Annotated in this window: 28 protein-coding genes, 1 tRNA gene and 1 other RNA gene; 18 read left to right on the top strand and 12 right to left on the bottom strand. The window is 62.2% G+C overall.

Features of this window, described 5'->3' with window-relative positions; all coding sequences use genetic code 11:
• The first annotated feature begins 278 nt into the window (after positions 1-278).
• Genes O2S87_RS03950 through engB form a run of 3 tightly spaced genes read left to right on the top strand, consistent with a single transcriptional unit; the run spans position 279 to position 1,577 of the window.
• Positions 279-701: an arsenate-mycothiol transferase ArsC gene (locus tag O2S87_RS03950; protein ID WP_475407501.1), complete on the top strand. Its 423-nt coding sequence runs from the start codon at positions 279-281 to the stop codon at positions 699-701.
• Positions 702-890: a hypothetical protein gene (locus O2S87_RS03945; RefSeq protein ID WP_475407500.1), complete on the top strand. Its 189-nt coding sequence runs from the start codon at positions 702-704 to the stop codon at positions 888-890. It abuts the gene before it with no gap.
• A gap of 60 nt (positions 891-950) precedes the next feature.
• On the top strand, positions 951-1,577 hold the full coding sequence (gene engB, locus O2S87_RS03940; protein WP_475407499.1) for a GTP-binding protein EngB: 627 nt from the start codon (positions 951-953) through the stop codon (positions 1,575-1,577).
• Positions 1,578-1,732: 155 nt separating this feature from the next.
• On the opposite strand, the gene O2S87_RS03935 is transcribed toward engB, so the two are convergent.
• On the bottom strand, positions 1,733-2,386 hold the full coding sequence (locus O2S87_RS03935) for a hypothetical protein (protein WP_475407498.1): 654 nt from the start codon (positions 2,384-2,386) through the stop codon (positions 1,733-1,735).
• Positions 2,387-2,447: 61 nt separating this feature from the next.
• Positions 2,448-3,047, bottom strand: a complete 600-nt coding sequence (locus O2S87_RS03930) for a conditioned medium-induced protein 4 (protein ID WP_475407497.1) — start codon at positions 3,045-3,047, stop codon at positions 2,448-2,450.
• A 158-nt stretch (positions 3,048-3,205) separates the two neighbouring features.
• On the opposite strand from O2S87_RS03930, the gene O2S87_RS03925 reads away from it, so the two are divergent.
• From O2S87_RS03925 to O2S87_RS03915, 3 genes are read left to right on the top strand one after another with little or no spacing between them, the layout of a single operon-like run.
• Positions 3,206-3,790: a biotin transporter BioY gene (locus O2S87_RS03925; protein WP_475407496.1), complete on the top strand. Its 585-nt coding sequence runs from the start codon at positions 3,206-3,208 to the stop codon at positions 3,788-3,790.
• A 3-nt stretch (positions 3,791-3,793) separates the two neighbouring features.
• On the top strand, positions 3,794-4,555 hold the full coding sequence (locus tag O2S87_RS03920) for an energy-coupling factor ABC transporter ATP-binding protein (protein WP_475407495.1): 762 nt from the start codon (positions 3,794-3,796) through the stop codon (positions 4,553-4,555).
• Positions 4,556-4,557: 2 nt separating this feature from the next.
• A complete protein-coding gene (locus O2S87_RS03915; RefSeq protein WP_475407504.1) occupies positions 4,558-5,271 on the top strand; it encodes an energy-coupling factor transporter transmembrane component T family protein in 714 nt (237 codons plus the stop codon).
• Between the two features lie 176 nt (positions 5,272-5,447).
• Here O2S87_RS03915 and O2S87_RS03910 read toward each other — a convergent pair.
• Positions 5,448-5,519, bottom strand: a tRNA-Ala gene (locus O2S87_RS03910).
• 357 nt (positions 5,520-5,876) lie between these two features.
• On the opposite strand from O2S87_RS03910, the gene O2S87_RS03905 reads away from it, so the two are divergent.
• The 4 genes from O2S87_RS03905 to O2S87_RS03890 are packed head-to-tail and all read left to right on the top strand — an operon-like array spanning position 5,877 to position 8,585.
• Positions 5,877-6,341, top strand: coding sequence for a 30S ribosomal protein S15 (locus O2S87_RS03905; protein ID WP_475407494.1), 465 nt, complete (start codon positions 5,877-5,879; stop codon positions 6,339-6,341).
• 54 nt (positions 6,342-6,395) lie between these two features.
• Positions 6,396-7,628, top strand: coding sequence for an exonuclease RecJ (locus tag O2S87_RS03900; RefSeq protein WP_475407493.1), 1,233 nt, complete (start codon positions 6,396-6,398; stop codon positions 7,626-7,628).
• Positions 7,625-7,930, top strand: a complete 306-nt coding sequence (locus O2S87_RS03895; protein WP_475407492.1) for a KEOPS complex subunit Pcc1 — start codon at positions 7,625-7,627, stop codon at positions 7,928-7,930. Before O2S87_RS03900 ends, O2S87_RS03895 begins: the two co-directional genes overlap by 4 nt.
• A complete protein-coding gene (locus O2S87_RS03890; protein ID WP_475407491.1) occupies positions 7,923-8,585 on the top strand; it encodes a 30S ribosomal protein S3ae in 663 nt (220 codons plus the stop codon). The genes O2S87_RS03895 and O2S87_RS03890 overlap by 8 nt, the downstream gene beginning before the upstream one ends.
• Positions 8,586-8,631: 46 nt before the next feature.
• Here O2S87_RS03890 and O2S87_RS03885 read toward each other — a convergent pair whose 3' ends face one another.
• Entirely contained in the window at positions 8,632-9,057 is a 426-nt protein-coding gene (locus tag O2S87_RS03885; RefSeq protein ID WP_475407490.1) for a cupredoxin domain-containing protein, read from the bottom strand.
• 110 nt (positions 9,058-9,167) lie between these two features.
• On the opposite strand from O2S87_RS03885, the gene O2S87_RS03880 reads away from it, so the two are divergent.
• Entirely contained in the window at positions 9,168-9,890 is a 723-nt protein-coding gene (locus O2S87_RS03880) for a protein sorting system archaetidylserine synthase (protein ID WP_475407489.1), read from the top strand.
• A gap of 32 nt (positions 9,891-9,922) precedes the next feature.
• Here O2S87_RS03880 and O2S87_RS03875 read toward each other — a convergent pair whose 3' ends face one another.
• The 3 genes from O2S87_RS03875 to O2S87_RS03865 form a co-directional block, all read right to left on the bottom strand.
• On the bottom strand, positions 9,923-10,210 hold the full coding sequence (locus tag O2S87_RS03875) for a DUF7111 family protein (protein ID WP_475407488.1): 288 nt from the start codon (positions 10,208-10,210) through the stop codon (positions 9,923-9,925).
• Positions 10,211-10,275: 65 nt separating this feature from the next.
• Positions 10,276-10,590, bottom strand: an RNA gene (gene ffs, locus O2S87_RS03870) — signal recognition particle sRNA.
• A 48-nt stretch (positions 10,591-10,638) separates the two neighbouring features.
• The gene (locus tag O2S87_RS03865) at positions 10,639-11,070 is read right to left on the bottom strand and encodes a DUF7548 family protein (RefSeq protein WP_475407487.1); all 432 of its coding nucleotides are present in this window, start codon (positions 11,068-11,070) and stop codon (positions 10,639-10,641) included.
• A gap of 117 nt (positions 11,071-11,187) precedes the next feature.
• On the opposite strand from O2S87_RS03865, the gene O2S87_RS03860 reads away from it, so the two are divergent.
• The 3 genes from O2S87_RS03860 to O2S87_RS03850 all read left to right on the top strand — a co-directional run bounded on the left by O2S87_RS03860 (position 11,188) and on the right by O2S87_RS03850 (position 13,584).
• Complete coding sequence (locus tag O2S87_RS03860) at positions 11,188-12,342, top strand: thiolase family protein (RefSeq protein WP_475407486.1); 1,155 nt, start codon at positions 11,188-11,190, stop codon at positions 12,340-12,342.
• Positions 12,339-12,737: a PhlB family protein gene (locus O2S87_RS03855; protein ID WP_475407485.1), complete on the top strand. Its 399-nt coding sequence runs from the start codon at positions 12,339-12,341 to the stop codon at positions 12,735-12,737. The genes O2S87_RS03860 and O2S87_RS03855 overlap by 4 nt, the downstream gene beginning before the upstream one ends.
• Before the next feature lie 76 nt (positions 12,738-12,813).
• Positions 12,814-13,584 carry a DICT sensory domain-containing protein gene (locus O2S87_RS03850; protein WP_475407484.1) on the top strand — a complete coding sequence of 257 codons (771 nt, stop codon included), beginning with the start codon at positions 12,814-12,816 and terminating at the stop codon, positions 13,582-13,584.
• Between the two features lie 38 nt (positions 13,585-13,622).
• Here the strand turns inward: O2S87_RS03850 and O2S87_RS03845 are convergent, their stop codons facing one another.
• Both O2S87_RS03845 and O2S87_RS03840 read right to left on the bottom strand, forming a co-directional pair.
• Positions 13,623-14,465: a DUF7547 family protein gene (locus O2S87_RS03845; RefSeq protein ID WP_475407483.1), complete on the bottom strand. Its 843-nt coding sequence runs from the start codon at positions 14,463-14,465 to the stop codon at positions 13,623-13,625.
• 46 nt (positions 14,466-14,511) lie between these two features.
• Positions 14,512-14,634 (bottom strand): hypothetical protein, encoded by a 123-nt coding sequence (locus tag O2S87_RS03840; protein ID WP_475407482.1) that lies wholly within the window; start codon positions 14,632-14,634, stop codon positions 14,512-14,514.
• 110 nt (positions 14,635-14,744) lie between these two features.
• Here O2S87_RS03840 and O2S87_RS03835 point away from each other — a divergent pair, with 110 nt between their 5' ends.
• A complete protein-coding gene (locus tag O2S87_RS03835) occupies positions 14,745-14,906 on the top strand; it encodes a hypothetical protein (RefSeq protein WP_475407481.1) in 162 nt (53 codons plus the stop codon).
• Positions 14,907-15,014: 108 nt separating this feature from the next.
• Here the strand turns inward: O2S87_RS03835 and O2S87_RS03830 are convergent, their stop codons facing one another.
• The 3 genes from O2S87_RS03830 to O2S87_RS03820 all read right to left on the bottom strand — a co-directional run bounded on the left by O2S87_RS03830 (position 15,015) and on the right by O2S87_RS03820 (position 17,194).
• Positions 15,015-15,659, bottom strand: coding sequence for an L-threonylcarbamoyladenylate synthase (locus tag O2S87_RS03830; protein WP_475407480.1), 645 nt, complete (start codon positions 15,657-15,659; stop codon positions 15,015-15,017).
• Between the two features lie 102 nt (positions 15,660-15,761).
• Positions 15,762-16,289, bottom strand: coding sequence for a DUF7122 family protein (locus O2S87_RS03825; RefSeq protein WP_475407479.1), 528 nt, complete (start codon positions 16,287-16,289; stop codon positions 15,762-15,764).
• Positions 16,286-17,194, bottom strand: coding sequence for an RsmB/NOP family class I SAM-dependent RNA methyltransferase (locus tag O2S87_RS03820; RefSeq protein WP_475407503.1), 909 nt, complete (start codon positions 17,192-17,194; stop codon positions 16,286-16,288). Before O2S87_RS03820 ends, O2S87_RS03825 begins: the two co-directional genes overlap by 4 nt.
• Positions 17,195-17,339: 145 nt before the next feature.
• Between O2S87_RS03820 and O2S87_RS03815 the strand changes: the two genes are divergently transcribed.
• From O2S87_RS03815 to dnaK, 3 genes are all read left to right on the top strand, one after another.
• Positions 17,340-18,080, top strand: coding sequence for a proteasome assembly chaperone family protein (locus O2S87_RS03815; RefSeq protein WP_475407478.1), 741 nt, complete (start codon positions 17,340-17,342; stop codon positions 18,078-18,080).
• A 111-nt stretch (positions 18,081-18,191) separates the two neighbouring features.
• Entirely contained in the window at positions 18,192-18,878 is a 687-nt protein-coding gene (locus O2S87_RS03810) for a nucleotide exchange factor GrpE (RefSeq protein ID WP_475407477.1), read from the top strand.
• Positions 18,879-19,045: 167 nt separating this feature from the next.
• Positions 19,046-20,932: a molecular chaperone DnaK gene (dnaK, locus tag O2S87_RS03805; RefSeq protein ID WP_475407476.1), complete on the top strand. Its 1,887-nt coding sequence runs from the start codon at positions 19,046-19,048 to the stop codon at positions 20,930-20,932.

The following is a 20,932-nucleotide window of genomic DNA, read 5'->3' as shown; positions in this document are numbered from 1 at the left end:
AGAGGCGATTTACAATATGTTCTCGTGGGTGCGCGATCAGCCAGACCGTGACCTCGACGGATTGATGGAAAAAATCGACCACCTCTTTCTCCATTCTGAAGGGAGTTTATAAACGTGCAGAGCCGAGATATTTATAAAGGCGTTCGTCGACCGAATATCCTGTAATGTTTCCCGACAAACAGTGTTTGTAAGCCGGTAGCCGATGCCTACTGAGGGATATTGAGCAGTATATATTGTCTGATCGGAATTACAAAGACTCTGGCCAACCGGTTGCGGGTATGGCAACAAAGATCGCGTTCGTCTGCGTCCAGAACGCTGGCCGGAGCCAGATGGCAACCGCCTTCGCCGAACGAGCCCGTGCAGAACACGACGCCGAAGACCGAATCGAGATCGTTACTGGCGGCACGCAGCCTGCCGACCACGTCCACCCCGAAGTCGTCGACGTCATGAACGAAACGGGGTTCGATCTTTCGGATCGCGTCCCGAAGGCGGTCACCCCCGACGACCTGCGGGTGATGGACCTGGTCATCACGATGGGCTGTTCGGCCGAAGGCGTCTGTCCGGCGGCGTGGAACGGCGAGAGCCGCGACTGGGATCTCGACGATCCCGACGGACAGGGTCTCGACGCCGTGCGAGCGATCCGGGACGATATCGAAGGCCGCGTCGACGCGCTGTTCGACGAACTGCTGGCGACTCGGTAGATGACCCACTCGGAGGGCCGCGCCTGCGTCGCCGAGGCGACCGCCAGCGCGAAACTGCTGTACACCGTGCTCTGTCACGAGGGCACACAGTCCCAGTCGGCGCTCGTCGGCTGTGGGGTCGTCCGCGAGACGATCGATCCGACTGACGCCCGCCAGAAACGCTACCAGCCAGTTATCTGTCACTGTTGAACCAGAGCGCACCGCCGACCACACGCAAGCCGTTTACGGGCTGGCTACGCTACTGACTGTATGTTCCCAGATCGCCCCGCCCGCGAGGCCGAGATCGTTCTCGTCGGCCGGTCGAACGTCGGCAAGTCGACGATCATGCGCGAGCTCACTGGCCACAAGGTCCCAACCGGAAAAAAGCCGGGCGTGACGCGCAAACCGAACCACTTCGACTGGTCCTCCGAGAGCTTCATGTTCACCGATCTGCCTGGATTCGGTTTCATGTCCGGCGTCGAGGGCGACCATCAGGATGCGATACAGACCGACATCGTCCGTTATCTCGAAGACAACGCCGACAACGTGCTGGCAGCCGTGCTCGTCGTCGATGGCAAGAGCGTGATCGATATCATCGATCGGCACAGCGAACGGGGTGACATCCCTCACGACGTCGAGATGTTCCACTTTCTCGAAGACCTCGGGATTCCGGTGGTCGTCGCGGTCAACAAGATGGACAAGGTCGACGACAGAGATGAACGCCTGAACGAGCTGTGTGATCGCCTCGGACTCTTTCCACCGTGGCAGCAGTGGAAAGACGACACGATCGCACCGATTACGGCGAAAAAAGGCCGGACCCAGGCGCTTCGAGACACACTGTCGACGCACCTGCATGCCGCCAAGCGTGACGATCTTCTGACGTTCGTCAAAAAATAGTTATAACTACTCGCTCACTACGCTGCTCTCGTTGAGGCCACCGTACGCCCTAAGAGTCGTCTCGGCACCCGATCGATTTCCCGTCTTTCAGCTACTCCAGCGCAGACACGATTGTCAGCAGAACGGCTTTCGTCGAATACAGGCCAACCGATCAGTTAGAATCCAAGCATCGATTTCAGCGAGCGCGTCTTCACGCCACAGTCAGTGCGGTACTCGCAGCTGTCGCACCGGCTGTCGTTGACCCGCGCTGGCGGTCCGTCCAGCGACCGAACCGTGCGCAGCACGCGGCGGTAGACCGCTGTCCGGCGGCACGTCAGGTCGACGTCACGGACGACACCGACAGTGGGGTACTCGACGAGCGAGCGTGGTATCTCGCGTTCGCGCTCCCAGGCGAGCGCGTTGGCCACGGCAACCGCACGGACGGCTTGGTGTTCCCAGACGCCGTTTCGGGGTGGAGTCCCCGGCGAGACAACTGACGGAACCGGTGGATCGCCAGCCAGCAGTTTGTGAATCCGGCCATGGCAGTCCCTCCCTTCGACGAAGTAGTCCCGCTCGACTGGCTGGCAGAGCTTCGTCCAGTCGGTCCGTTTCGACAGCCGATCGAGCGCGTGGCGGTACTCGGTTGGTGTACACTCGATCGGCAGCGAGGAAAGTGTCTCGTCGTCGGCCTCACGGAGATCGTCATATCGAAAGGCGAGCGCTTGGCGGGCGCTGGCTTCGGGTGGCGGTCCACGGTCGTCATCAGTGCGGGCGTAGTAGAGCTGTCGGGGACAGTAGGCCGCCCGACTCAGGTCGCTGAACGTCGGCATACCGCCGGTTGTGGAGTTTTCGTATTTGAACCTTCGCCGGAGTAGTATAAAAGAAAGAAGGTTAAAATGATACGTCAGTTTCGATGTCTTCGGTCGCATCGCGAAGGCCGTCTTCGCGGGCGTCGCGGGCGAGTTGTCCCGTGAGATCCGAGTCAGTCAGCAGTTCGGTGAACTCGTCACGAAATCGGTCGTTGGCCCGCGTCGACCGGAGGTCGGCCTCGACGATCCGACTGTAGTGGCGAGCGGTTTCCTCGGAGATGTCGAGTCGTTCGGCGCGCTCGGCCAGCGGGATGTCCTCGACGACCAGTCGACGGAGATCGTCGAGGTCGAACGACACATCACGGTCCGACTCTCGGACGAGGTGGAGGTCCAGCCGCGCCTCGAACACGTCTGTGGGGTCAGCTTCTAGCTCGGCGGCGATCTCACGGTCCGAATGGTCGGCGAAGTAGCACTGGACGACCTGACGCAGTGTCTCGTCGTCGAACGCCGTTCGAAACTCGTACCGATCTCGCATGCGGCCGATCAACTCGGCGAGTCTGTCGGTGACATTTGTGTCGGTATCGGTCAGCGACCCCGGCGACTCAGACTGGCTCTCGGTGACGGTATCGGACCCAGTCGTATCGATGAAGATATCGCGGAGTTCCGCGGTTTTGTCATCCATTAGTGAGACCAGACACAGGGTCGGTATATAAAAAGCTGTCTGCACAGACAGCCTCCGATGAACCTCACGAGATGCAGCAGCTCCCCTTATACCCGAGATGTCAAGAAGAGAATATCGTAAACCACGACTTTGAAGTGGGTTTACGGACATCGCAGAGTATGGCAAATTCGACCGAATCAGTCGACCTGATCGACGGTGAGATCATCAGCAATATGGCCCGTGCGGCGCTGTTTGCGGCGCTCGTCGCGGCCTTCTCGTACGTCTCGTTCCCGCATCCGTTCTCCTCGACGCCGATAACCCTCCAGATTCTCGGCGTGTTTCTCTCCGGGATCATGCTCGGCCCGCTCTGGGGCACGGTCGCACTGTCGCTGTACCTCGCAGCCGGCGCGATCGGTGTCCCGGTGTTCACCGGTGGCTCAGCCGGTCTCGGCCATCTGCTCGGCAGCGCAACATTGGGCTATCTCTGGTCGTATCCGATCGCAGCCGGCGTCATCGGACTCGTCGTCCACCGCGGCACGCTGCTCCGAGATTACAACGAGGTCAGTCTCGCCGTGTTGGTCGGCGCGATGGTCATCGGCACAGCCGTCGTCTACGCGATGGGAACGATCGGGTTCGCCGTCGTCCAGAGCGTCAGTCTCGTCGACGCCTTCCTCGTTTCGGCGGTCGCGTTCGTTCCCTTCGAGGCCGTCAAAATCGCTGCCGCGATCGGCATTCTCCGAAACGACTCGATCGCGGCCGTCTGAGCCATGATCGAAGCCCACGAACTCGTCTGTCGGTACGGCGACACCACTGCCGTCGACGGTGTCTCGGTGCGGATCGACGACGGCGAGTACGTACTGTTGGTCGGGCCGAACGGCTCGGGAAAGACGACGCTCGTCCGGCAGTTCAACGGGCTCGAAACGCCCGATGACGGTGAGATCCGCGTCAACGGAACTTCGGTCGATGCGGATCTCGTGGCAGCCCGACAGGCCGTGGGGATGGTGTTTCAAGAGCCACGGGACGCGTTTGTCGCCGCAACGATCGGTGCGGACGTGGCGTTTGGCCCACGGAACCTCGGACTCAGCGAGTCAGAAATCGACCAGCGAGTCGCGAATAGCCTCGCAGCGGTCGGCCTCTCGGGCCACGAAACCGACCGTATCGATCAGCTCTCGGGTGGCGAACGCCAGCGGGTGGCCATTGCAGGCGCGCTGGCGATGGAGCCCGACCATCTCGTTCTCGACGAGCCACTGACCGGACTCGACGAACCCGCCCGCCGGGCGGTCCGCTCGCGACTGGCCGCCCTCGCCGAGTCGGGAACCAGCGTGATCGTCGTCACCCACGACCTCCGCGGGGTTTTGTGCGACGCCGACCGTGTGATCGGACTGGATGAGGGAACCATCGCGTTCGACACCGATGTCGAGACCGCCCGCGAGGCACTCTCGGCACTCGATGTTTACGTTCCACCACCAGCCGTCGACACTGACCACACAGTCGAGTCGACAGCGTTGTCGACGCCCGAGTCGGAGTAATGATGTTGGCCTACCAGCCGGGTGACTCACTGGCCCACCGACTCGACCCCCGGACCAAACTCCTGTTTCAGTTCGGCTTCGCCGTGGCTGCGTTCGCCCATACGACACCGCGCGGACTGGCCAGCTTCGGCGTACTGGGGCTGGTGGCGCTGGCGGGCGCAAACACCAACCCCCTCCGAGTAGTCTGGGCCTACCGGTTCGTTATCCCGTTCCTACTGGCGGCACCGCTCGTTGCAATGCTCACGCTGGGTCCGCCGTGGATCGTCGTTTCCGATGGTATCGACCCAGCACTAGCGAGCGTGCGAAACCTCATCGTGTTGGTCGTCTGTGGAGGGTACGTTCGGACGACATCGATCACCGAATCGCGGGCGGCGATCCAGCGCACGGTGCCCGGTCGACCGGGACAGGTGTTGGGGCTGGGTGTCGCACTCGTCGCGCGGTTTCTGCCGGTACTCCGAGCGGATCTCCTCTCGATTCGAGACGCCGAGGCCGCCCGTCTCGGCACTGATCGCCCGCTTCGAGCGCGAATCACGACCCTGACTACCAGCGGGCTCACTCGGGCGTTTCAGCGGGCCGACCGCCTCTCTGTGGCGCTCCAGGCGCGGTGTCTCTCGTGGAACCCGACCCTGCAACCGCTTGCGTTTGGACGGGTAGACCTTCCGGTGCTCGCGCTCTCAGTTCTGCTTGTAGTTTCCAGTATCTCGGATCTACTTTAGTATATAAATAGCCACCACCTACGGCGTTTCGGTCCTCAACTGTCGAGCGGGACGACTATAGACGGTTGAATCCGTTCGAATGGACTCGGCGGGACTCCCGCGAGCGAACGCAGTGAGCGAGTGGGAGTAAGGCGAGTCCACTGAACGAGTCTGAGCGTAGCGAAAACGAAGTAAAGTGGACTCGGCGGGATTTGAACCCGCGGCCTCCCCCGTGCCAGGGGGGTGATCTACCCCTGATCTACGAGCCCTTGTTCGCATCAGATGCTTTCCCGGTTCTCTTATTAAGGCCTTCGACTCGTCGACACCGAGTCAACCGACGGCACACCTCTGGGACTACAGTATCAATCAAGTGCCTCTCCAGCGCCACCAACTGCGAGAGACGATCTGCAGAAATCACCGAGAACCCGAGCACAATAGAAAACGCTTAACCACCCACGTCGACCACCTCTCTTTGGGAACAGCACAGTCGTAACTCTGACTCGCCCCGTTGGGGCTTGGGATTGCGACAGTGCGCTGCCAGCCCCCTAGTGGTCGACTCACAGTCGACTCTGACGCGGGACTGGCAGACATGTCGTTTTGCGGCCTGTGCCGTTCCAATTTCAACAATGGCACGAATGCATACCCGTCGCCGTGGCTCGTCCGGATCGGACCGCCCGGCGGCAGACGAACCCCCGGAGTGGAGCGACGTCGACGCCGACGAGATCGAAGCCCGAGTCGTCGAACTCGCCGAAGATGGCCACGACCCCAGCGTCATCGGCCTGAAACTGCGCGACGAAGGCGTCAAAGGCACGCCCGTCCCGAACGTGAAACTCGCGACTGGCAAGAAGGTCACCGAGATCCTCGACGAGCACGACGCCGCCCCTGAGCTACCGGAAGACCTCCGGAGCCTCATGGAGCGCGCTGTCGGCCTCCGCCAGCACGTCGACGAGAACGGCCAGGACTTCCAGAACAAACGCGCACTCCAGAACACGGAGTCGAAAATTCGCCGCCTGGTCAACTACTATCGCGGCGACAAACTCGACGAGGAGTTCAAGTACACCTACGACAACGCGGTCGAACTCCTCGAGTAATCGACTGACACACTGCCCACCAGACGCTCGCCCACAAACTCGAACACGAACCAGATGTCGGAGACACACACCCAACCCGTCGATCCGGATGCCGCCGCGACCCTGGCCACAGAGCTAGCGACCGCGCCGTTCGTCCGGCTTTACGGCCACGCTGACGGCGATTCGCTCGCCGCGACAGGCCTGCTCGCAGTCGCACTCCGAGCACAGGGTGTGCCGTTCCAAACCCACGTGTCGACTGACCCTGCCAGCGATCTCACAGACCCCGACGAGCCCGTCAACGATGACAGTCAGACGGTACTCGTAACCCATGGTCGAAGAGACGTTGCCGACCACGCGGTGCCACCGACCGGCGACAGCCGACCGGCCAGCGTGGTCGCCGCCGCAGTCAGCCGCGAACTCGACGTCGAGCCCGACCGGCTGCTCGCACTCGCGGGCGTGATCGCCGCCGGCTCGCTGCCAGGCGCTGACGGTAGCGGCGGCCTGCTCGAAGGGGCTGACCAGACCGGACAGCTCGAACGCCGACCCGGCGTTGCGGTTCCAACCGCGGAACTCGCCGACGGGCTGGCTCATTCGACATTGGTCGACGCGCCGTTTTCGGGCGACTCCAAGGAAACCGAGACACTGCTGGCGGCACTCGATCTGCCAGCCGATTCGACCCAGTCGGACCTCGACGACGAGGCCCACACGAGGGTCACCTCGCTTGTCGCACTCGAAACGTCGACCATCGAGACGTCGACGCCGAACGCCGCGGAGGCAGTCGAAACAGCACTGCGGCCATACGCCACCCCGAACGGCCCGTTCGCCACGCTGGGCGGCTACGCCGACGTGCTATCCGCGCTCGCTTGCGAGAGACCGGGGCTGGCGATCAGCCTCGCGTTCGGTGCACCCGGTGTGAAATCCGACGCGCTCGATACGTGGCGCACTCACGCGAGTACCGCCCACGATGCGCTCGACGACCCAACCACCGGCCGCTACGAGGGCGTGTTCGTCCTCCGGGTCGACACCGACCGCCCGGCTGCGCTGCCGACGGTCGCCCGGCTCGCCCAGCAGTTCCGCTCGCCGGAGCCGGTCGCGCTCGTCGTGACCGCAAAGCCGGTCGACGGCCTGCGCCACGCAGCCGCCGCGGCCGAAACCGACGACCCACAGGGTCTCGCTAACGCGTTCGCCACGGTGGCCACCGAATTCGGTGGCACCGCCGGTGGGACGCCGACACGTGCAACTCTCCGGGTCGACGGCGACGTGTCGGACGGCGACCTCATCGCCGCGATCAGGGAGGCGCTCGAATGACCGACCAGCCACGAACGGCAACGCTTCGGACCGACCACGGCACGCCAACCCACGCCGAGTGGGTCGCGGGCGCGGTCGAACCGGACAACACCGACTCGATGGCAACTTCGGTCGACGACACGACGGTACGGACCGAGATCGAACGCGAGACGACCGGTGGACTGCAGACGACAGTCGACGACTACGTCGTAAATCTCAGCGTCGCAACAGCGGTCATCGAGGCCGTCGAGGGATCGACCCGCGATGCTGCCAGAAGTACAGCAACCGACCAACCAACAGACGATACACTACATTATGAGTGAACGATCAGTAACCAAGAAGAAGCAAGGCAAGCGATGGTACACGATTTTCGCCCCCGAGCAGTTCGACCGGGCCGAAATCGGCGAAACCATCGCCGAAGAACCGAACCAGGTCATCGGCCGGACGGTCGAGACTACCCTCGGCGACCTCACTAACGACGCCGGGGCGAACAACACTAAACTCACGTTCAAGATCACCGACGTGGGATCGGACGCCGCCTATACGGAGTTCATCAAACACGAACTCACGCGGGATTACCTGCGAAGTCTCGTCCGTCGCGGCGCGTCGAAGGCCGCCGCCAACATCACGGTCGTCACCACCGACGACTACCGCGTGAAGCTCCAGCCGGTCGCCTTCACCACGAAAAAGGCAGATAACAGCCAAGAGCACGCCATCCGTCGCGTGATGATCGACCTCGTCAAAGAGGCAGCCGAAGACCGAACCTTCGAAGAGCTGGCCGACAGCGTTATCGAAGGCCGCCTGTCGTCGGCAATCTACGGCGAAGCGAAGACGATCTACCCGCTGCGCCGCGTCGAGATCCAGAAGTGCGAACTCGAAGCCCGCCCCGAAGAGCTGGCCGAAGAGGAGGCGACCGCCGTCGACGTCGACGAATCCGATATCGCTGACGACGTTGCCGAAGACATCGCTGACGACTAACGGCTCTACACAATCCTGCTTTATTTTATCAGCTACTGAGCGACGGCTACTCGGTGACCTCGATCGTCCCGACCATTGCGCTGTTCTCGTGTGGCAGACAGACGTACTCGTACTCGCCAAGAATCTCGAAGGTGTGTTCGAACGTCTGGCTGTTCGTGATGATCCCATCGCCACCATCGCTCCAGGCATCACGGGCCTCGGTTTCGGACTCGTATCCTCCGGTCGCGAAGTACGCTGCGTCGTCCGGAATTGCGCTTTCGTAGGCAGTGACGGTGTGAGACCGACTACTCGTATTCTTCCAGACGACGGTCGTGCCAGCCGAGACGGTGAGCGTTTCGGGCTGGAACGTCGTCGCCGTCATGCCGACATCGTACTCGGTCGCCTCGAACAGACCCAGACAGCCAGCCAGCCCGGCGGTTGCGATCGATCCGACACCGGCGAGAAACCGTCGACGATCTGACCCCTGCTGCATAGGAATCCTTGGCACGGGCCACATATAGGGCGCGCGGTTTGGCTACTCCGGGCCACCCACGGCGGCCAGTAAATATAAAAACGTAAAGCCTGCCTGCGCAACCACGACATATGAAACCGCGGTTCGTCGGGCGATTGGGGTTGGCCGATTGCGTGACGATCACCAACGCGTCACTCGGCTTTATAGCAGCCGCGCTCGCGCTGATCGACGTCGAACTCGCTGCGCGAGTCATCCTATTGGGCGCAATGGCTGACGGACTGGACGGGGTGATCGCCCGGTACCGCGGTGGGACCGATGCTGGCGAGTATCTCGACTCGCTGGCCGACGTGGCCTCGTTCGGGGTTGCACCCGCGATACTCGTCGTCGCCGTCGTCATCGACCGCTGGATGACGATCGGCGAGCCAGCCGTGCTGGTGGCCGGGTTCGTGGTTCCGGCGATGTTCGTGGCGATGGCGGTGACCCGCCTCGGGATGTACACGGCCTACGACATCGGCACCGAGGAGACGGAAGGTGCGCAGACGACACTGGCGGCGACGATACTGGCGGCGGCGGTGTTGGCAGGCTACACCGAACCCTGGATGCTCGTCGGACTCGTCGGCGTGCTGTCCGTGTTAATGGTCTCGACGATCACGTATCCCGACCTCCATGCACAGGACGCGCTGGTCATGGGTGTCGTCCAGATTCTGGCGATCTGCATGTCGGGGTACTACGGCGAGGTGTTCGCGTTTGCACTCCTGTTTTTGGCACTCGCGTATCTCACGCTCGCCCCGCGATTCTACTGGCGAGATGGACTCGACAACAAGCGGCTTCAGTTCCTGTTTCGCGGCGCGTAGCAACCCTATACTTACCAGTAATCACCGAATACTCACATACCCATGTCGGCGGCGGCCTCGGGAATCGGGAGCTCCTGAGGGTCGACGCCGAGCAGTTCGGCGGCGTGGTCAAGCGCCATATCGAAGCCGTAGTAGCGTTCGAGTTCCGGGCTGTCGACGCGTTTTCGCACCGAGACCATCGCGTAGCCGTCGCGGTTCTGGGCGACCGTTGCGGTCCGGTTGTTATAACCGAAGCTGAGTCGGCGCTCACCGTCGGTTTCGGTGTACTCGGTCGTAATCGAGGTCGTCGCAGAATCCGAAGCCGTTGAGTCTGTGGGCATACAGTAACTCACGGTCGCCGGGTAATCGAACCTATCGGTTCGGTGTGTCGAGATAACGGTATGAATAGTGGACGGCGCCGAGATTGCCGAGCGTTCCGAACGCAGGGAATCTCGGTTGCCTCCTCCACCCCGCGATCCAACGAGCGACGGGTGTCCAGCGGTGGGCTGCTCGCTTCCGCGCCTGACCCACTACCGCCGGTAAACCGGTGTCTGACACCCCTGCGGGTGAGGACACCGGTCCACTGTCCCCGGTGGACGAGGTTTCGACGTTGGCGTCCGAGGCCTGCGTCGGTCGACCCGACGCACTCGGCGGTTCGGTCCCCGCTAAAGACTCTATTACGGGTTGCGAGCAGGGCCTAACTGCCCGACCTAGTCCACAAAATCGTAGGCCAGTCGACCTTAAGGGCCTTTCGTCTCGGTCCGTCCGATTAGCGAAACCCGTTGACGACGGCGGCGTAGCCGGCTGCCGAGCCGGCGACGATCACGCTGACCGCCAGGCTCGCCCACCGATGAAGGGCCAGCCACCCCGAGCCTGCGCCGGCGTCGACGATGTTCTCGACGATCGTCGGTTCCATCGTGAGTGCCCACAGGGCGGTGAGCACGAAAATCACCACGCCAACGACGAGTACGATCCCCGAGGCGAGCATCGGGTCGGCTGCCCCGCGAACGCCCGACAGGAAGATGACCACGCCGAGAACCGCGAGGAAGATGGCGCCAGCCACCCCAACCGGCCCCGCACTGTAGTAGGCGGTCAGTAACTCCGGTTGTCCGTCGACCAGTAGATACGGCGCTGACAGCAACACCGCCAACAGCAGCGATGCCGCCGCCCCAGCGTACGCGAGCGTCCGATCGAGATCCATACCGACTCGGAGGGCCGAAGCCCTGTTAAATCGCCCGAGATCGCTCGCCCGTCACTGATCGACGGCCCACGTATCGAAAAGGGAAATCGGTAAGCGGCTGGCCGTCGGCCCTCGCGTATGGAACGTGTTGCGATTGTTGGGGCTTCGATGACCCAGTTCGGCCAGCGCGAGGCGTGGATTCGCGATTTGCTGGCCGAGGCCGGACTCGCCTGTCTGGACGACGCTGGTGTCGACGGCTCAGAAATCGACCATCTCTACGTATCAAACATGGCCAGCGGCGAGTTCGAAGGCCAGACCGGAATCGCCAACGCCGTAGCCCAGGACCTGAACGCGATCCCGGCGTACACTGCCCGGATCGACCAAACCAGCTCGTCGGGCGGGGCGGGCGTCTACGCGGCCTGGCAGTCGGTCGCCTCCGGAGCCTCGGATCTCACCTTGCTGATCGGCGGCGAGCGGATGACCCATCGAACCACCGCCGAAGCGACCGACGTGATCGCTTCGCTGACTCATCCCGCCGAGTACAAACACGGCGTCACACTCCCCTCGTTCGCTGGGCTCACCGCGCGGCGGTATCTTCACGTCCACGACGCGCCACGCGAGAGTTTGGCGAAGGTTGCGGTCAAAAACCACAAAAACGGCGTCGACAACCCTCATGCCCAGTTCCAAAAGGAAGTCGACCTCGAAACCGTCATGGAGTCTCCGATCATTGCCGACCCCCTCCGGCTGTACGATTTCTGTCCGATCACCGACGGCTCGGCGGCGCTCATGCTCTGTCCAGAATCCGTTGCCGCGGAGTACACGGACAACTACGTCACCATCGCCGGCATCGGCGGGGCAACCGACACCCACGTCGTCCACGAGCGTGCTGATCCCACCGTAATGGGTGGGGTTGTCGACTCCGGCGAGATCGCTTACGAGATGGCCGGACTTGGCCCCGAGGACATCGATATGGCCGAACTCCACGATATGTTTACGATTCTCGAATTCCTCCAGTCAGAGGGACTCGGCTTTTTCGAACCAGGAGACGGCTGGAAAGCCGTCGAAAACGGCGTCACCGACCGAGACGGTGAACTGCCGATCAACACCTCCGGCGGGCTCAAATCGAAGGGCCACCCGCTCGGTGCGAGCGGCGTCGCCCAGATTTACGAGGTCTACCACCAGCTTCGAGGAACGGCCGGTCCTCGACAGGTCGACGCCGATGTCGGTCTCGCCTGTAACGTGGGCGGGTTCGGCAACTGTGTGATCACGACGATCATGGAGGCGAGCCAATGAGTGACGAGAACCAGCCGCCGATGGAAGCCGCGAAATACCCCGACGGAAGCATTCTGTACCCACCGCATCCGCTCGGGCCGGACGGTAACGAGCCCGTCGACACCGTCGACCTCAGCGAGTACACGGCCGAGATCATCACCTGGACCTCGTCGACGGCCACCCCACCCGGGGTGCGCCAACCGAACCACCTCGCAATCGTCGAATTCGAGGTGGGCGAGGCCTCGGACGATCACGGCGAACCAGTGCGAGCGATCGGCCAACTGACGACCGACGAGGTCGAGATCGGCGACGAGGTCGAAGCGGTCTACGTCGACGAACTCCGCGAGCCGGGCGCAGGGATCCGCGAGCCCGCAAGCCAGTCGTGGGACGGCTATCGGTTCCGACCGATCGACTGACCGCCAAGCACTGAAGCCAGTGTCGGCCGGATCAGTAATCTAAGCCTATTTCATAGGTCAGATCATACCACAATATATGACAGAGTCCCTTCGTGGGTTCTTCGAGACGCTCTCGGCTCCCGAGCGGACGCTCGCGTTCGTCAATCGGTCCTCGCCGGACGCCGTCGCCGACCTTCTCGATTCGTTGTTCGACAACCAATCGATCCCCATCGACGAGCTGACCGCTTCGAGCGAGGCGAACGACATCGTCGTCCTGCTCGAAAACGGCGAAGTGATCGCCGAGTCGACGGTCGACGAGCTGCTTGAATCGGTGCTGATGGTGAACACGGACATTTATAAAACCGGTTCGCGGCCACTCTCGGCGGTTTCGATGCCAGCGGTGCTCGAAAGGCTCGACGAGACACCGTTTCGGGTGCGCGGCTACCCGTCGTCGGACAAAGAAAAGCTGCTGTTGGTTGCAATGTCGCGGGTTATCGAGCGGCGCGCCGCCGAGAGCGGAGGTGGAACGCTCCGGTCGTCGGTTCAGCGACTCTCGCGGTTGACCGACGAGCAGGGCACCGAGCGCGTCTACCGGACGATCGGAAACAGCGAGACAGAGGTCTACGTCTACGGCGTCGACGACCGATCCGAGCCGTTCGATCTTCCGGTGAACGTTCACCGCGGGACGACCGAGGAGTACCGCCAGTCGTGGTTCGTGGTGTTCGTTCCGTCGGAATCGAGTCGGTCTGAGCCAGCCCCGGCAGCCCTCGTTGCGCTCGAAGACGAGCCCAATCGGTGGGACGGGTTTTGGACGTTCCGTTCGGACCTGGTCGACCATATCGACCAATACATCGCGTCGGCGTTGTGACCGATATATAAACTGTCGACTGAAAACCGATCGGCTACTTATCGATCACTCGTATGATCGCTCGACTCGTCGTCACGATCCTCGGTGTCGTCACCGCTATCGGCCGCGGTCGACGAGTCTTCATCGGCCCCTTCGGCCTCATCGAGCGCGTCCCGCGTCCGGTCGAGTTCCTCCTTGATCGATTCGAGTTCGGAGTCGACATCGACCTGGGGCGAGGCGGCTGTCTCATCGGTCTCTTCGTCCGTCTCGTCGACCGTATCGCCAGCCTCGCTGACGTCGATCATCACGCCACGGTCTCGTGATCGTCGATCCGAACGCTGCGATCGTCCGTTGCGCTCGACGCTGCGATCATCGCGGTCGTCTCGGTAGCTGTCGCCGTCGTCCCGGCGTGTTCGCTCGCGATGGTCTCGCACTGACTGTTCGGCGTCACCGAGCTGCGTTTCGATCTCGCTGGTGAGGTCCTGGGCGTCTTCGAGGAGTCGGCGTGAGTCGGGATTTTCCGGCAGTTCGGCCTCCGAGAGTGCGGTTCTGAGTTCGGAGAGGACGCCGACGAACTGATCGGTTGCGCCGCTGCCGAGTTGGTCGAGTCGGCTACGCGCGGTCTCGGTTTCGTCGACGAGCGCGCGTTGTGGATCGGCGAGACGGAGGGTTCGTCGCAACAGTTCCAGCGACTGAATCGTCGCTTCAAGCAGGGCGATCAGCGTCGGAATCGTGTACTGTTCGGTAAACCGGAGGAGTTCGCCGAGACTCGGTGGTGTCGGCCGACTTTGTCGACGCTCCGAGCGAAGCTCACGGCGGAGGTCGGTCAGCGTCGCTTCGAGCTCGTCGAGTTGGGCGGCCAGCTCGTCGCGGTCCCGAGGTCGATCACGAGAAGCGCTCATAGGCAGTAGTCGGCCGCCGGGTGAATAAGCCTGCGGTGATCAAACCTCACTTTCCTTTCGGCTGGTCGGTCCACAGCACCGTCTCGTAGATCAGCTTCCGCGGAATCCGTGACCAAGACGGTGCAGTCGAGTCGACCAGTTGTGCATCGGTTTCTTCGTCGTTCTTCATGCCATGACAGTGTGTGCCACACATATATAAGTTCATTGGCAGTCTATACGACAGTGTAGGTCTTAGGCCAACCAAAACCTATATCTGTTTAGGCCCACCTAAGTCCGACCATGGAAGTAACGGACACGCGCGACTCACAGGAGGCTGGTGGCGTTGATAGCTCGCCCTGTGTTTCTGCGCTCCGAGCCTCGCCGAACCGAACCGTGTTTACCGAAGAGGGCAACTGTGACGGATGGATTTCGACCGATCTGATCGTCACACTTTCACGATAGCGTTCCCTGCTCGCTTCGGTCTCTTCTGTGCGTTTCAAAAAGAGATAGTTGTTTTCCGACGTACTGCTGTACGTTTACACATCGAGAATCCGTCGACCGACTCACCTCTCAGTCTGTTTGATTGGACGATGGGTTGGCAGCGAGCCACGTTTCGATCTCGTCAGCAAGCACGCCCCGGCGGATGATTTCACCGGTCGCGACGTCAACGACCGTGCTTTCGGTGCCCGGTGTGACACCGGTGTCAACGATTGCACCAACGGCCTGTCGAACCGACTCGGGAAGGTCAGCGGGCCGGGTGATGCTCGGCTCGCCGCTTCGGTTGGCACTGGTGGCAGTGATCGGTCCAGCCGCCCGACAGAGTCGCTGTGCGGTCTCGTTGGATGAGATTCGTACTCCCACTCGCGGTCGACCGCCAGTGAGTGCGTCGGCGAGTGCGGGCGTGCGGTCGACGATGACGGTCACCGGACCTGGGAGGAACTTATTTATAAAGGATCGTTCGCGTTCGGTCGGCTCAGTGAACTCCTGTGCGTGCGAACTGTCGGCAAAAGCAACTGACAACGGTTTGTCAGCCGGCCGGTCTTTGATCTCGAACACACGGTCGACGGCCTCGGGGTCGGTCGCGTCCGCACCCAGTCCATAGACGGTTTCGGTCGGATAGACGACCGCCTCGCCCGCCTCAATAGCGGCGATCGCCCTGTCGACGGCCGCCTGACCGGGTTCGCTGTCCGAGAGGTCGTCGTCAGCAACAGTCATACCTGGAGGGTCGACCAGCGGCGCGAAAAGAGTACTGTTCCGAGTTCACAGCAGCTATCGTTGCCGTCGATTGGCCCACCGACTCACCGTGGCTATCCGAGTTTAGCGCGTCGACAGGTTTTCCTGGTTGCCTTTCGGCACGGTCGACCGGAGCTCGTCATACAAATACAGCCCGACACCGACCGGTTCACTCTCGCCAGCGAGTTCGTGGGCCGCGATCAGGTAGCCCCAGTCGCCGTCCCAGTCGACCTCCTGGTCGTTGCCCCGGACGAACTCGGCGGCCTTTGCGCCCGACAGGTCGATCACGTTTTTCGTCGCGTGTCGACCGAAGCGCTGGACGGCGCTGTGGGTCGGCTTCCAGTGTTCCTGCCGCGTTCGGAGGACGGTCATCCCGAGGCCTTCAACACGGATCGGACTCGGCACGTCGTCGGCGAACACCCAGATTTTGCCTTTGCCTTTCTCCCAGAACGTGAACGGCTCGAAAACCGAGGGTTCGATTCCGAACCGTTCGTCGAAAAACCGGATGACCTCCTCGCGGGAGGCCCGACCCGCCACCTCGCGCTCGTCGGGGGTGGCGGGCAGTCGACCGAACCGCTGGCCGACGTTGTCTCTGAGTTCCGTGTCGCTCATGCGGTCACCTCCAGTTTCGCACAGTAGAACCCGCCCGTGTCATTGAGATGCGGATAGATTCGATGGGTCTTGGTGACGCTTTCGTCGTACGTTTCGCCCTCCCACTCGGTGACGCCCGGTCGCGATTCGAGCGGGCAGTCGAACTCGGCGACCTCGCAGTGCTCGGTTTCGAGCACGTAGTCGACGATGGCCTCGTTCTCTTCGGGGGCGAACGTGCAGGTCGAATACACGACTGTCCCGCCGGGTTTGGTCGCCTGGATCGCACGCGAGAGGATGCCTTTCTGGATGGCAGCCACGCTGTGGACGTGGTCGAGCGTCCACTGATCGAGGGTGTCGGGGTTCTTTCTCATGGTTCCCTCGCACGAACAGGGCGCGTCGACGAGCGCGCGGTCGAACTCGTCGAAGCCGAACGGCTTGAGCGAGAAGTTGCGGCCATCCTGCTGGGTGACCACGAGGCTCGTCACACCGAGACGTTCGGCGTTGTGCCGGAGCGCCGAGAGCCGGCCGAGATTGCTGTCGTTGCCGACCACGACGCCCGTATCGTCCATCATCGCCGACAGCTGAGTGGTTTTGCTGCCGGGTGCCGCACAGCTGTCCCACACCCTCTCGCCGGGCTGTGGATCGAGCGCGACCGCGGGTAGTGCCGAGACCTCCTCTTGGCCGTGGAGCCAGCCGTGGAAGTAGGGCCAACTCGTTCCCGGTCCGCGCTCGTCGAGCGCTAGGAGTCCGGGATGCCAGTCGACCGGCTCGTAGCCGATTTCCTCCTCATCGAGGGCTGCTCGCGCACGCTCGGGCGTCGCCGCGATGGTGTTGACTCGGACGACCGACGGCAAAGGGCGCTCGCAGGCCGCAGAAAACGCCTCTCGGTCGTCGATGAGTGAGCCGTAGCGCTCTAACGGATTCATGACGTTTGTTTCGAGTGCCGCCGTTAGTCCCTTTCGAGTGCCGCCATTCCTTTTCGAGTACCGCCGTCCGTCCCGTTCAGCGTGGCCGCCAGCCGAGAGTGCCAAGAGCATCAACGGTTAGGTACGCGGCTGTCGTAGGTTCTGTATGACACAAATCGACATCGTCGACGAGCAGGTGTCGTTGGACAGCCCCGTGCTGGTCGAGGGGTTCCCGGGCGTCGGACTGGTCGGCAAGATGGCGGTCGACCACCTCATCGCTTCCTTCGAAATGGACCACTACGCCAACGTGTTCTGTGAGAGCATTCCACCGGTGGCAACCTATCAGGAAAACACACGAGAACTGGTCACGCCGGTCCGGCTCTACGTCGACGCCGAGCGGAACCTGGTGGCGCTCCAGAGCGACGTGCCGATCGGGCCGGAGGCGGCCACCGAGTTCGCCGACTGTGTCGCGGGCTGGTTCGCCGAGACCGACGTGCTCCCGATCTACATCTCGGGGTTGCCGCGACAGACTGACGGCTCGCCTGCGCTGTACGGTGTCGCAAGCGTTGATTCGGCTTCTCAACGGCTTACCGACGCCGAGGTCGACCGTCCGGCCGAGATGGGCTTGGTCTCGGGGCCGACCGGCGCACTGTTGGCCCACGCAATCGAACACGAAACTAGTGCCATCGGCCTGATCGTCGAGTCGAATCCCCAACTCCCCGATCCGATCGCCTCACAGGTCGTTATCGAAGCGGGAATCGAACCGATCGCCGGAGTCTCGGTGCCGACCGAGGACCTCTCGGCGCGGGCCGAAGAGATCGAGGAGGCACGCGCCCAACTGATCCAGCGGATGCAGCAGTCGACCGACGACAGCAGTCGTGCCCAGCCGCTTCGGATGTACCAGTAAGGCTTCGAGCGGCTGTTCTGGAACGCAGTCGGGGGGTTTACCGTCGCTGCCGACCGGCGAGCGATGGTGGAAGTCTGAACGCTTAAGCCACCGAAGCCATTGGATGGCTGTATGAGCGAGGACTCTGCTGCGGTCGACGAATCGGTTGGTGACCCCAGTGAGCGAGACGAGCGCTCGGATTCGGACTCCCCACCGAGTGCAAACGGAGAGCCAACCGCCGAATCCCCCGAAGAGACGACTGACGACGAGACCGACATCGAGTCGGTCGAGACGCTCGTCGCACGGATCGCTGCCCACGACGAAACGCTCGCCGAAACGGCCAACCAACTCGGCGAGCGAGTCGAACACGCAGAAGCTGAACTCGACGCGAAAGACGACCGGATCGACGAGCTCACAGAGAAACTCGGTCGGTCGCGCGCGGACTTCCAGAACTACAAAAAGCGGATGAAAAAGCGCCAGGAGTCGATGCAAGCCCGGGCGACAGCGGACCTCATTACCCGGTTTGCGACGGTTCGTGAAAACCTGATCAGGGCGCTCGACCAAGACGAAAGCGCCGACATTCGTCCCGGCGTCGAGTCGACGCTCGAAGCGTTCGATGACATTCTCGAATCCGAAGACGTCTCGTTTATCGCGCCGGATCCCGGCGATGAGATCGACCCACAACGCCACGAAGTGATGATGCGAGTCGACAGCGACCAACCAGAGGGAACGGTCTCGGAGGTCTTCCAGCAGGGCTACGAGATGGGCGACACAGTGCTCAAGCCCGCGCAGGTAACCGTTAGTAACGACGGGGTCTGAGACCGACGGACAAGTGACACGACGGTAGAGTTGCGGTCAATTTAAATACGTCGACCTACTGGATTCGTTTCAATCGCTAACCGCAAGCAGGCGTCGGTGTCGTCTGTGGCTCCGTGTCGGCCTGTCTAGTAACCTTTAACCCAGACAAACCGGTAATTGCGGCCAAGATGGTTAGCGAGAAGATTCTCGGAATTGACCTTGGGACCACGAACAGTGCGTTCGCGGTAATGGAAGGTGGAGAGCCGGAGATCATCGTCAACTCCGAGGGGAATCGGACGACCCCATCGGTCGTGGCGTTCTCCGACGACGGCGAGCGGCTGGTCGGCAAGCCAGCCAAAAATCAGGCCGTCCAGAACCCTGACAAAACGATACAGTCGATCAAACGCCACATGGGCGAAGAAGGCTACGAGGTCGACATCGAGGGCGAGAGCTACACGCCCGAGCAGATCTCGGCGATGATCCTCCAGAAGATCAAACGCGACGCCGAGGAGTATCTCGGCCACGAGGTCGAAAAAGCCGTCATCACGGTTCCGGCCTACTTCAACGACAAACAGCGCCAGGCGACCAAAAACGCCGGACAGATTGCGGGCTTCGAAGTCGAACGCATCGTCAACGAGCCGACCGCGGCGTCGATGGCCTACGGGCTCGACGACGAGTCGGATCAGACCGTTCTCGTCTACGATCTGGGTGGCGGGACGTTCGACGTTTCGGTGCTCGAACTCGGCGGCGGCGTCTACGACGTGGTCGCCACCAACGGGGACAACGACCTCGGTGGTGACGACTGGGACGAGGCGATCATCGACCACCTCGCGACCGAATTTAAAAACGACCACGGGATCGACCTCCGCGAGGACCGCCAGGCGCTCCAGCGGCTCAAAGAAGCCGCCGAAGAGGCCAAAATCGAACTCTCCTCGCGCAAAGAAGCCAAAATCAACCTTCCCTTCATCACGGCCACGGATTCGGGGCCGGTCCACCTCGAAGACTCGATCACTCGCGCGACGTTCGAGAAGATCACTTCGGATCTGATCGACCGAACCGTTGGCCCGACAGAGCAGGCCATCGAGGACGCTGGCATTTCGGCCGACGAGATCGATGAGGTCATTCTCGTCGGTGGCTCGACCCGGATGCCACAGGTCGCCGAAAAGGTCGAAGAAATCATCGGCCAGGAGCCGAAAAAGAACGTCAACCCCGACGAGGCAGTCGCCCTCGGTGCAGCGATTCAGGGCGGCGTCCTCGCAGGCGACGTCGACGATATCGTCCTCTTGGACGTCACCCCGCTCTCGCTCGGTATCGAGGTCAAAGGCGGCCTCTTCGAGCGACTCATCGACAAGAACACGACGATTCCGACCGACGCCGCGAAGGTGTTTACGACGGCGGCGGACAACCAGACCTCGGTCCAGGTCCGCGTCTTCCAGGGCGAGCGCGAAATTGCAAACGAGAACGAACTGCTCGGTGAGTTCATGCTGACGGGTATCCCGCCATCACCGGCGGGCATGCCCCAGATCGAAGTCGAGTTCTCGATCGACGCCAACGGTATCGTCAACGTCTCGGCGGAGGACCAGGGCTCGGGCAACGCCGAATCGATCACCATTGAGGGCGGCGCTGGCCTTTCGGACGAGGAAGTAGAACGCATGCAGGAGGAAGCCGAACAGCACGCCGAGGAGGACCAAGCGCGCAGAGAGGCGATCGAGGCACGCAACGACGCCGAGGGCGCAGTCCAGCGCGCCGAATCCCTGCTTGAGGAGAACGAAGACGCCGTCGACGATGATCTCGAAGCCGACATTCGCGATGCCATCGACGACGTCGAGGATGTGCTCGAAGACGAGGATGCCGACACCGAGGAACTCCAAGAGGTAACCGAGACACTCTCCGAGGAACTCCAAGAGATCGGCAAGCAGATGTACCAACAGCAGGCCCAACAAGCCCAGGCTGGCCCCGGTGGTGCTGGCGGTGCCGCGGGCGGCGCGGGTCCAGGTGCTGAGGGTGCAGCCGCCGACGGCGACGAGTACGTCGACGCCGACTTCGAGGACGCTGACGACAAAGACGACGAGTAG

The sequence above is a fragment of the Halohasta sp. A2 genome (assembly GCF_056175805.1).
Note: the sequence above shows the minus strand (reverse complement) of the source record. Positions and strands in the feature narration are given on the sequence as shown.

Bases quoted from the DNA above. Each gene is read 5' to 3' on its own strand.
- O2S87_RS03950 (WP_475407501.1), top strand. From the start codon at position 279: ATGGCAACAAAGATCGCGTTCGTCTGCGTCCAGAACGCTGGCCGGAGC.
- O2S87_RS03945 (WP_475407500.1), top strand. From the start codon at position 702: ATGACCCACTCGGAGGGCCGCGCCTGCGTCGCCGAGGCGACCGCCAGC.
- engB (WP_475407499.1), top strand. From the start codon at position 951: ATGTTCCCAGATCGCCCCGCCCGCGAGGCCGAGATCGTTCTCGTCGGC.
- O2S87_RS03935 (WP_475407498.1), bottom strand. From the start codon at position 2,386: ATGCCGACGTTCAGCGACCTGAGTCGGGCGGCCTACTGTCCCCGACAG.
- O2S87_RS03930 (WP_475407497.1), bottom strand. From the start codon at position 3,047: ATGGATGACAAAACCGCGGAACTCCGCGATATCTTCATCGATACGACT.
- O2S87_RS03925 (WP_475407496.1), top strand. From the start codon at position 3,206: ATGGCAAATTCGACCGAATCAGTCGACCTGATCGACGGTGAGATCATC.
- O2S87_RS03920 (WP_475407495.1), top strand. From the start codon at position 3,794: ATGATCGAAGCCCACGAACTCGTCTGTCGGTACGGCGACACCACTGCC.
- O2S87_RS03915 (WP_475407504.1), top strand. From the start codon at position 4,558: ATGTTGGCCTACCAGCCGGGTGACTCACTGGCCCACCGACTCGACCCC.
- O2S87_RS03905 (WP_475407494.1), top strand. From the start codon at position 5,877: ATGGCACGAATGCATACCCGTCGCCGTGGCTCGTCCGGATCGGACCGC.
- O2S87_RS03900 (WP_475407493.1), top strand. From the start codon at position 6,396: ATGTCGGAGACACACACCCAACCCGTCGATCCGGATGCCGCCGCGACC.
- O2S87_RS03895 (WP_475407492.1), top strand. From the start codon at position 7,625: ATGACCGACCAGCCACGAACGGCAACGCTTCGGACCGACCACGGCACG.
- O2S87_RS03890 (WP_475407491.1), top strand. From the start codon at position 7,923: ATGAGTGAACGATCAGTAACCAAGAAGAAGCAAGGCAAGCGATGGTAC.
- O2S87_RS03885 (WP_475407490.1), bottom strand. From the start codon at position 9,057: ATGCAGCAGGGGTCAGATCGTCGACGGTTTCTCGCCGGTGTCGGATCG.
- O2S87_RS03880 (WP_475407489.1), top strand. From the start codon at position 9,168: ATGAAACCGCGGTTCGTCGGGCGATTGGGGTTGGCCGATTGCGTGACG.
- O2S87_RS03875 (WP_475407488.1), bottom strand. From the start codon at position 10,210: ATGCCCACAGACTCAACGGCTTCGGATTCTGCGACGACCTCGATTACG.
- O2S87_RS03865 (WP_475407487.1), bottom strand. From the start codon at position 11,070: ATGGATCTCGATCGGACGCTCGCGTACGCTGGGGCGGCGGCATCGCTG.
- O2S87_RS03860 (WP_475407486.1), top strand. From the start codon at position 11,188: ATGGAACGTGTTGCGATTGTTGGGGCTTCGATGACCCAGTTCGGCCAG.
- O2S87_RS03855 (WP_475407485.1), top strand. From the start codon at position 12,339: ATGAGTGACGAGAACCAGCCGCCGATGGAAGCCGCGAAATACCCCGAC.
- O2S87_RS03850 (WP_475407484.1), top strand. From the start codon at position 12,814: ATGACAGAGTCCCTTCGTGGGTTCTTCGAGACGCTCTCGGCTCCCGAG.
- O2S87_RS03845 (WP_475407483.1), bottom strand. From the start codon at position 14,465: ATGAGCGCTTCTCGTGATCGACCTCGGGACCGCGACGAGCTGGCCGCC.
- O2S87_RS03840 (WP_475407482.1), bottom strand. From the start codon at position 14,634: ATGAAGAACGACGAAGAAACCGATGCACAACTGGTCGACTCGACTGCA.
- O2S87_RS03835 (WP_475407481.1), top strand. From the start codon at position 14,745: ATGGAAGTAACGGACACGCGCGACTCACAGGAGGCTGGTGGCGTTGAT.
- O2S87_RS03830 (WP_475407480.1), bottom strand. From the start codon at position 15,659: ATGACTGTTGCTGACGACGACCTCTCGGACAGCGAACCCGGTCAGGCG.
- O2S87_RS03825 (WP_475407479.1), bottom strand. From the start codon at position 16,289: ATGAGCGACACGGAACTCAGAGACAACGTCGGCCAGCGGTTCGGTCGA.
- O2S87_RS03820 (WP_475407503.1), bottom strand. From the start codon at position 17,194: ATGAATCCGTTAGAGCGCTACGGCTCACTCATCGACGACCGAGAGGCG.
- O2S87_RS03815 (WP_475407478.1), top strand. From the start codon at position 17,340: ATGACACAAATCGACATCGTCGACGAGCAGGTGTCGTTGGACAGCCCC.
- O2S87_RS03810 (WP_475407477.1), top strand. From the start codon at position 18,192: ATGAGCGAGGACTCTGCTGCGGTCGACGAATCGGTTGGTGACCCCAGT.
- dnaK (WP_475407476.1), top strand. From the start codon at position 19,046: ATGGTTAGCGAGAAGATTCTCGGAATTGACCTTGGGACCACGAACAGT.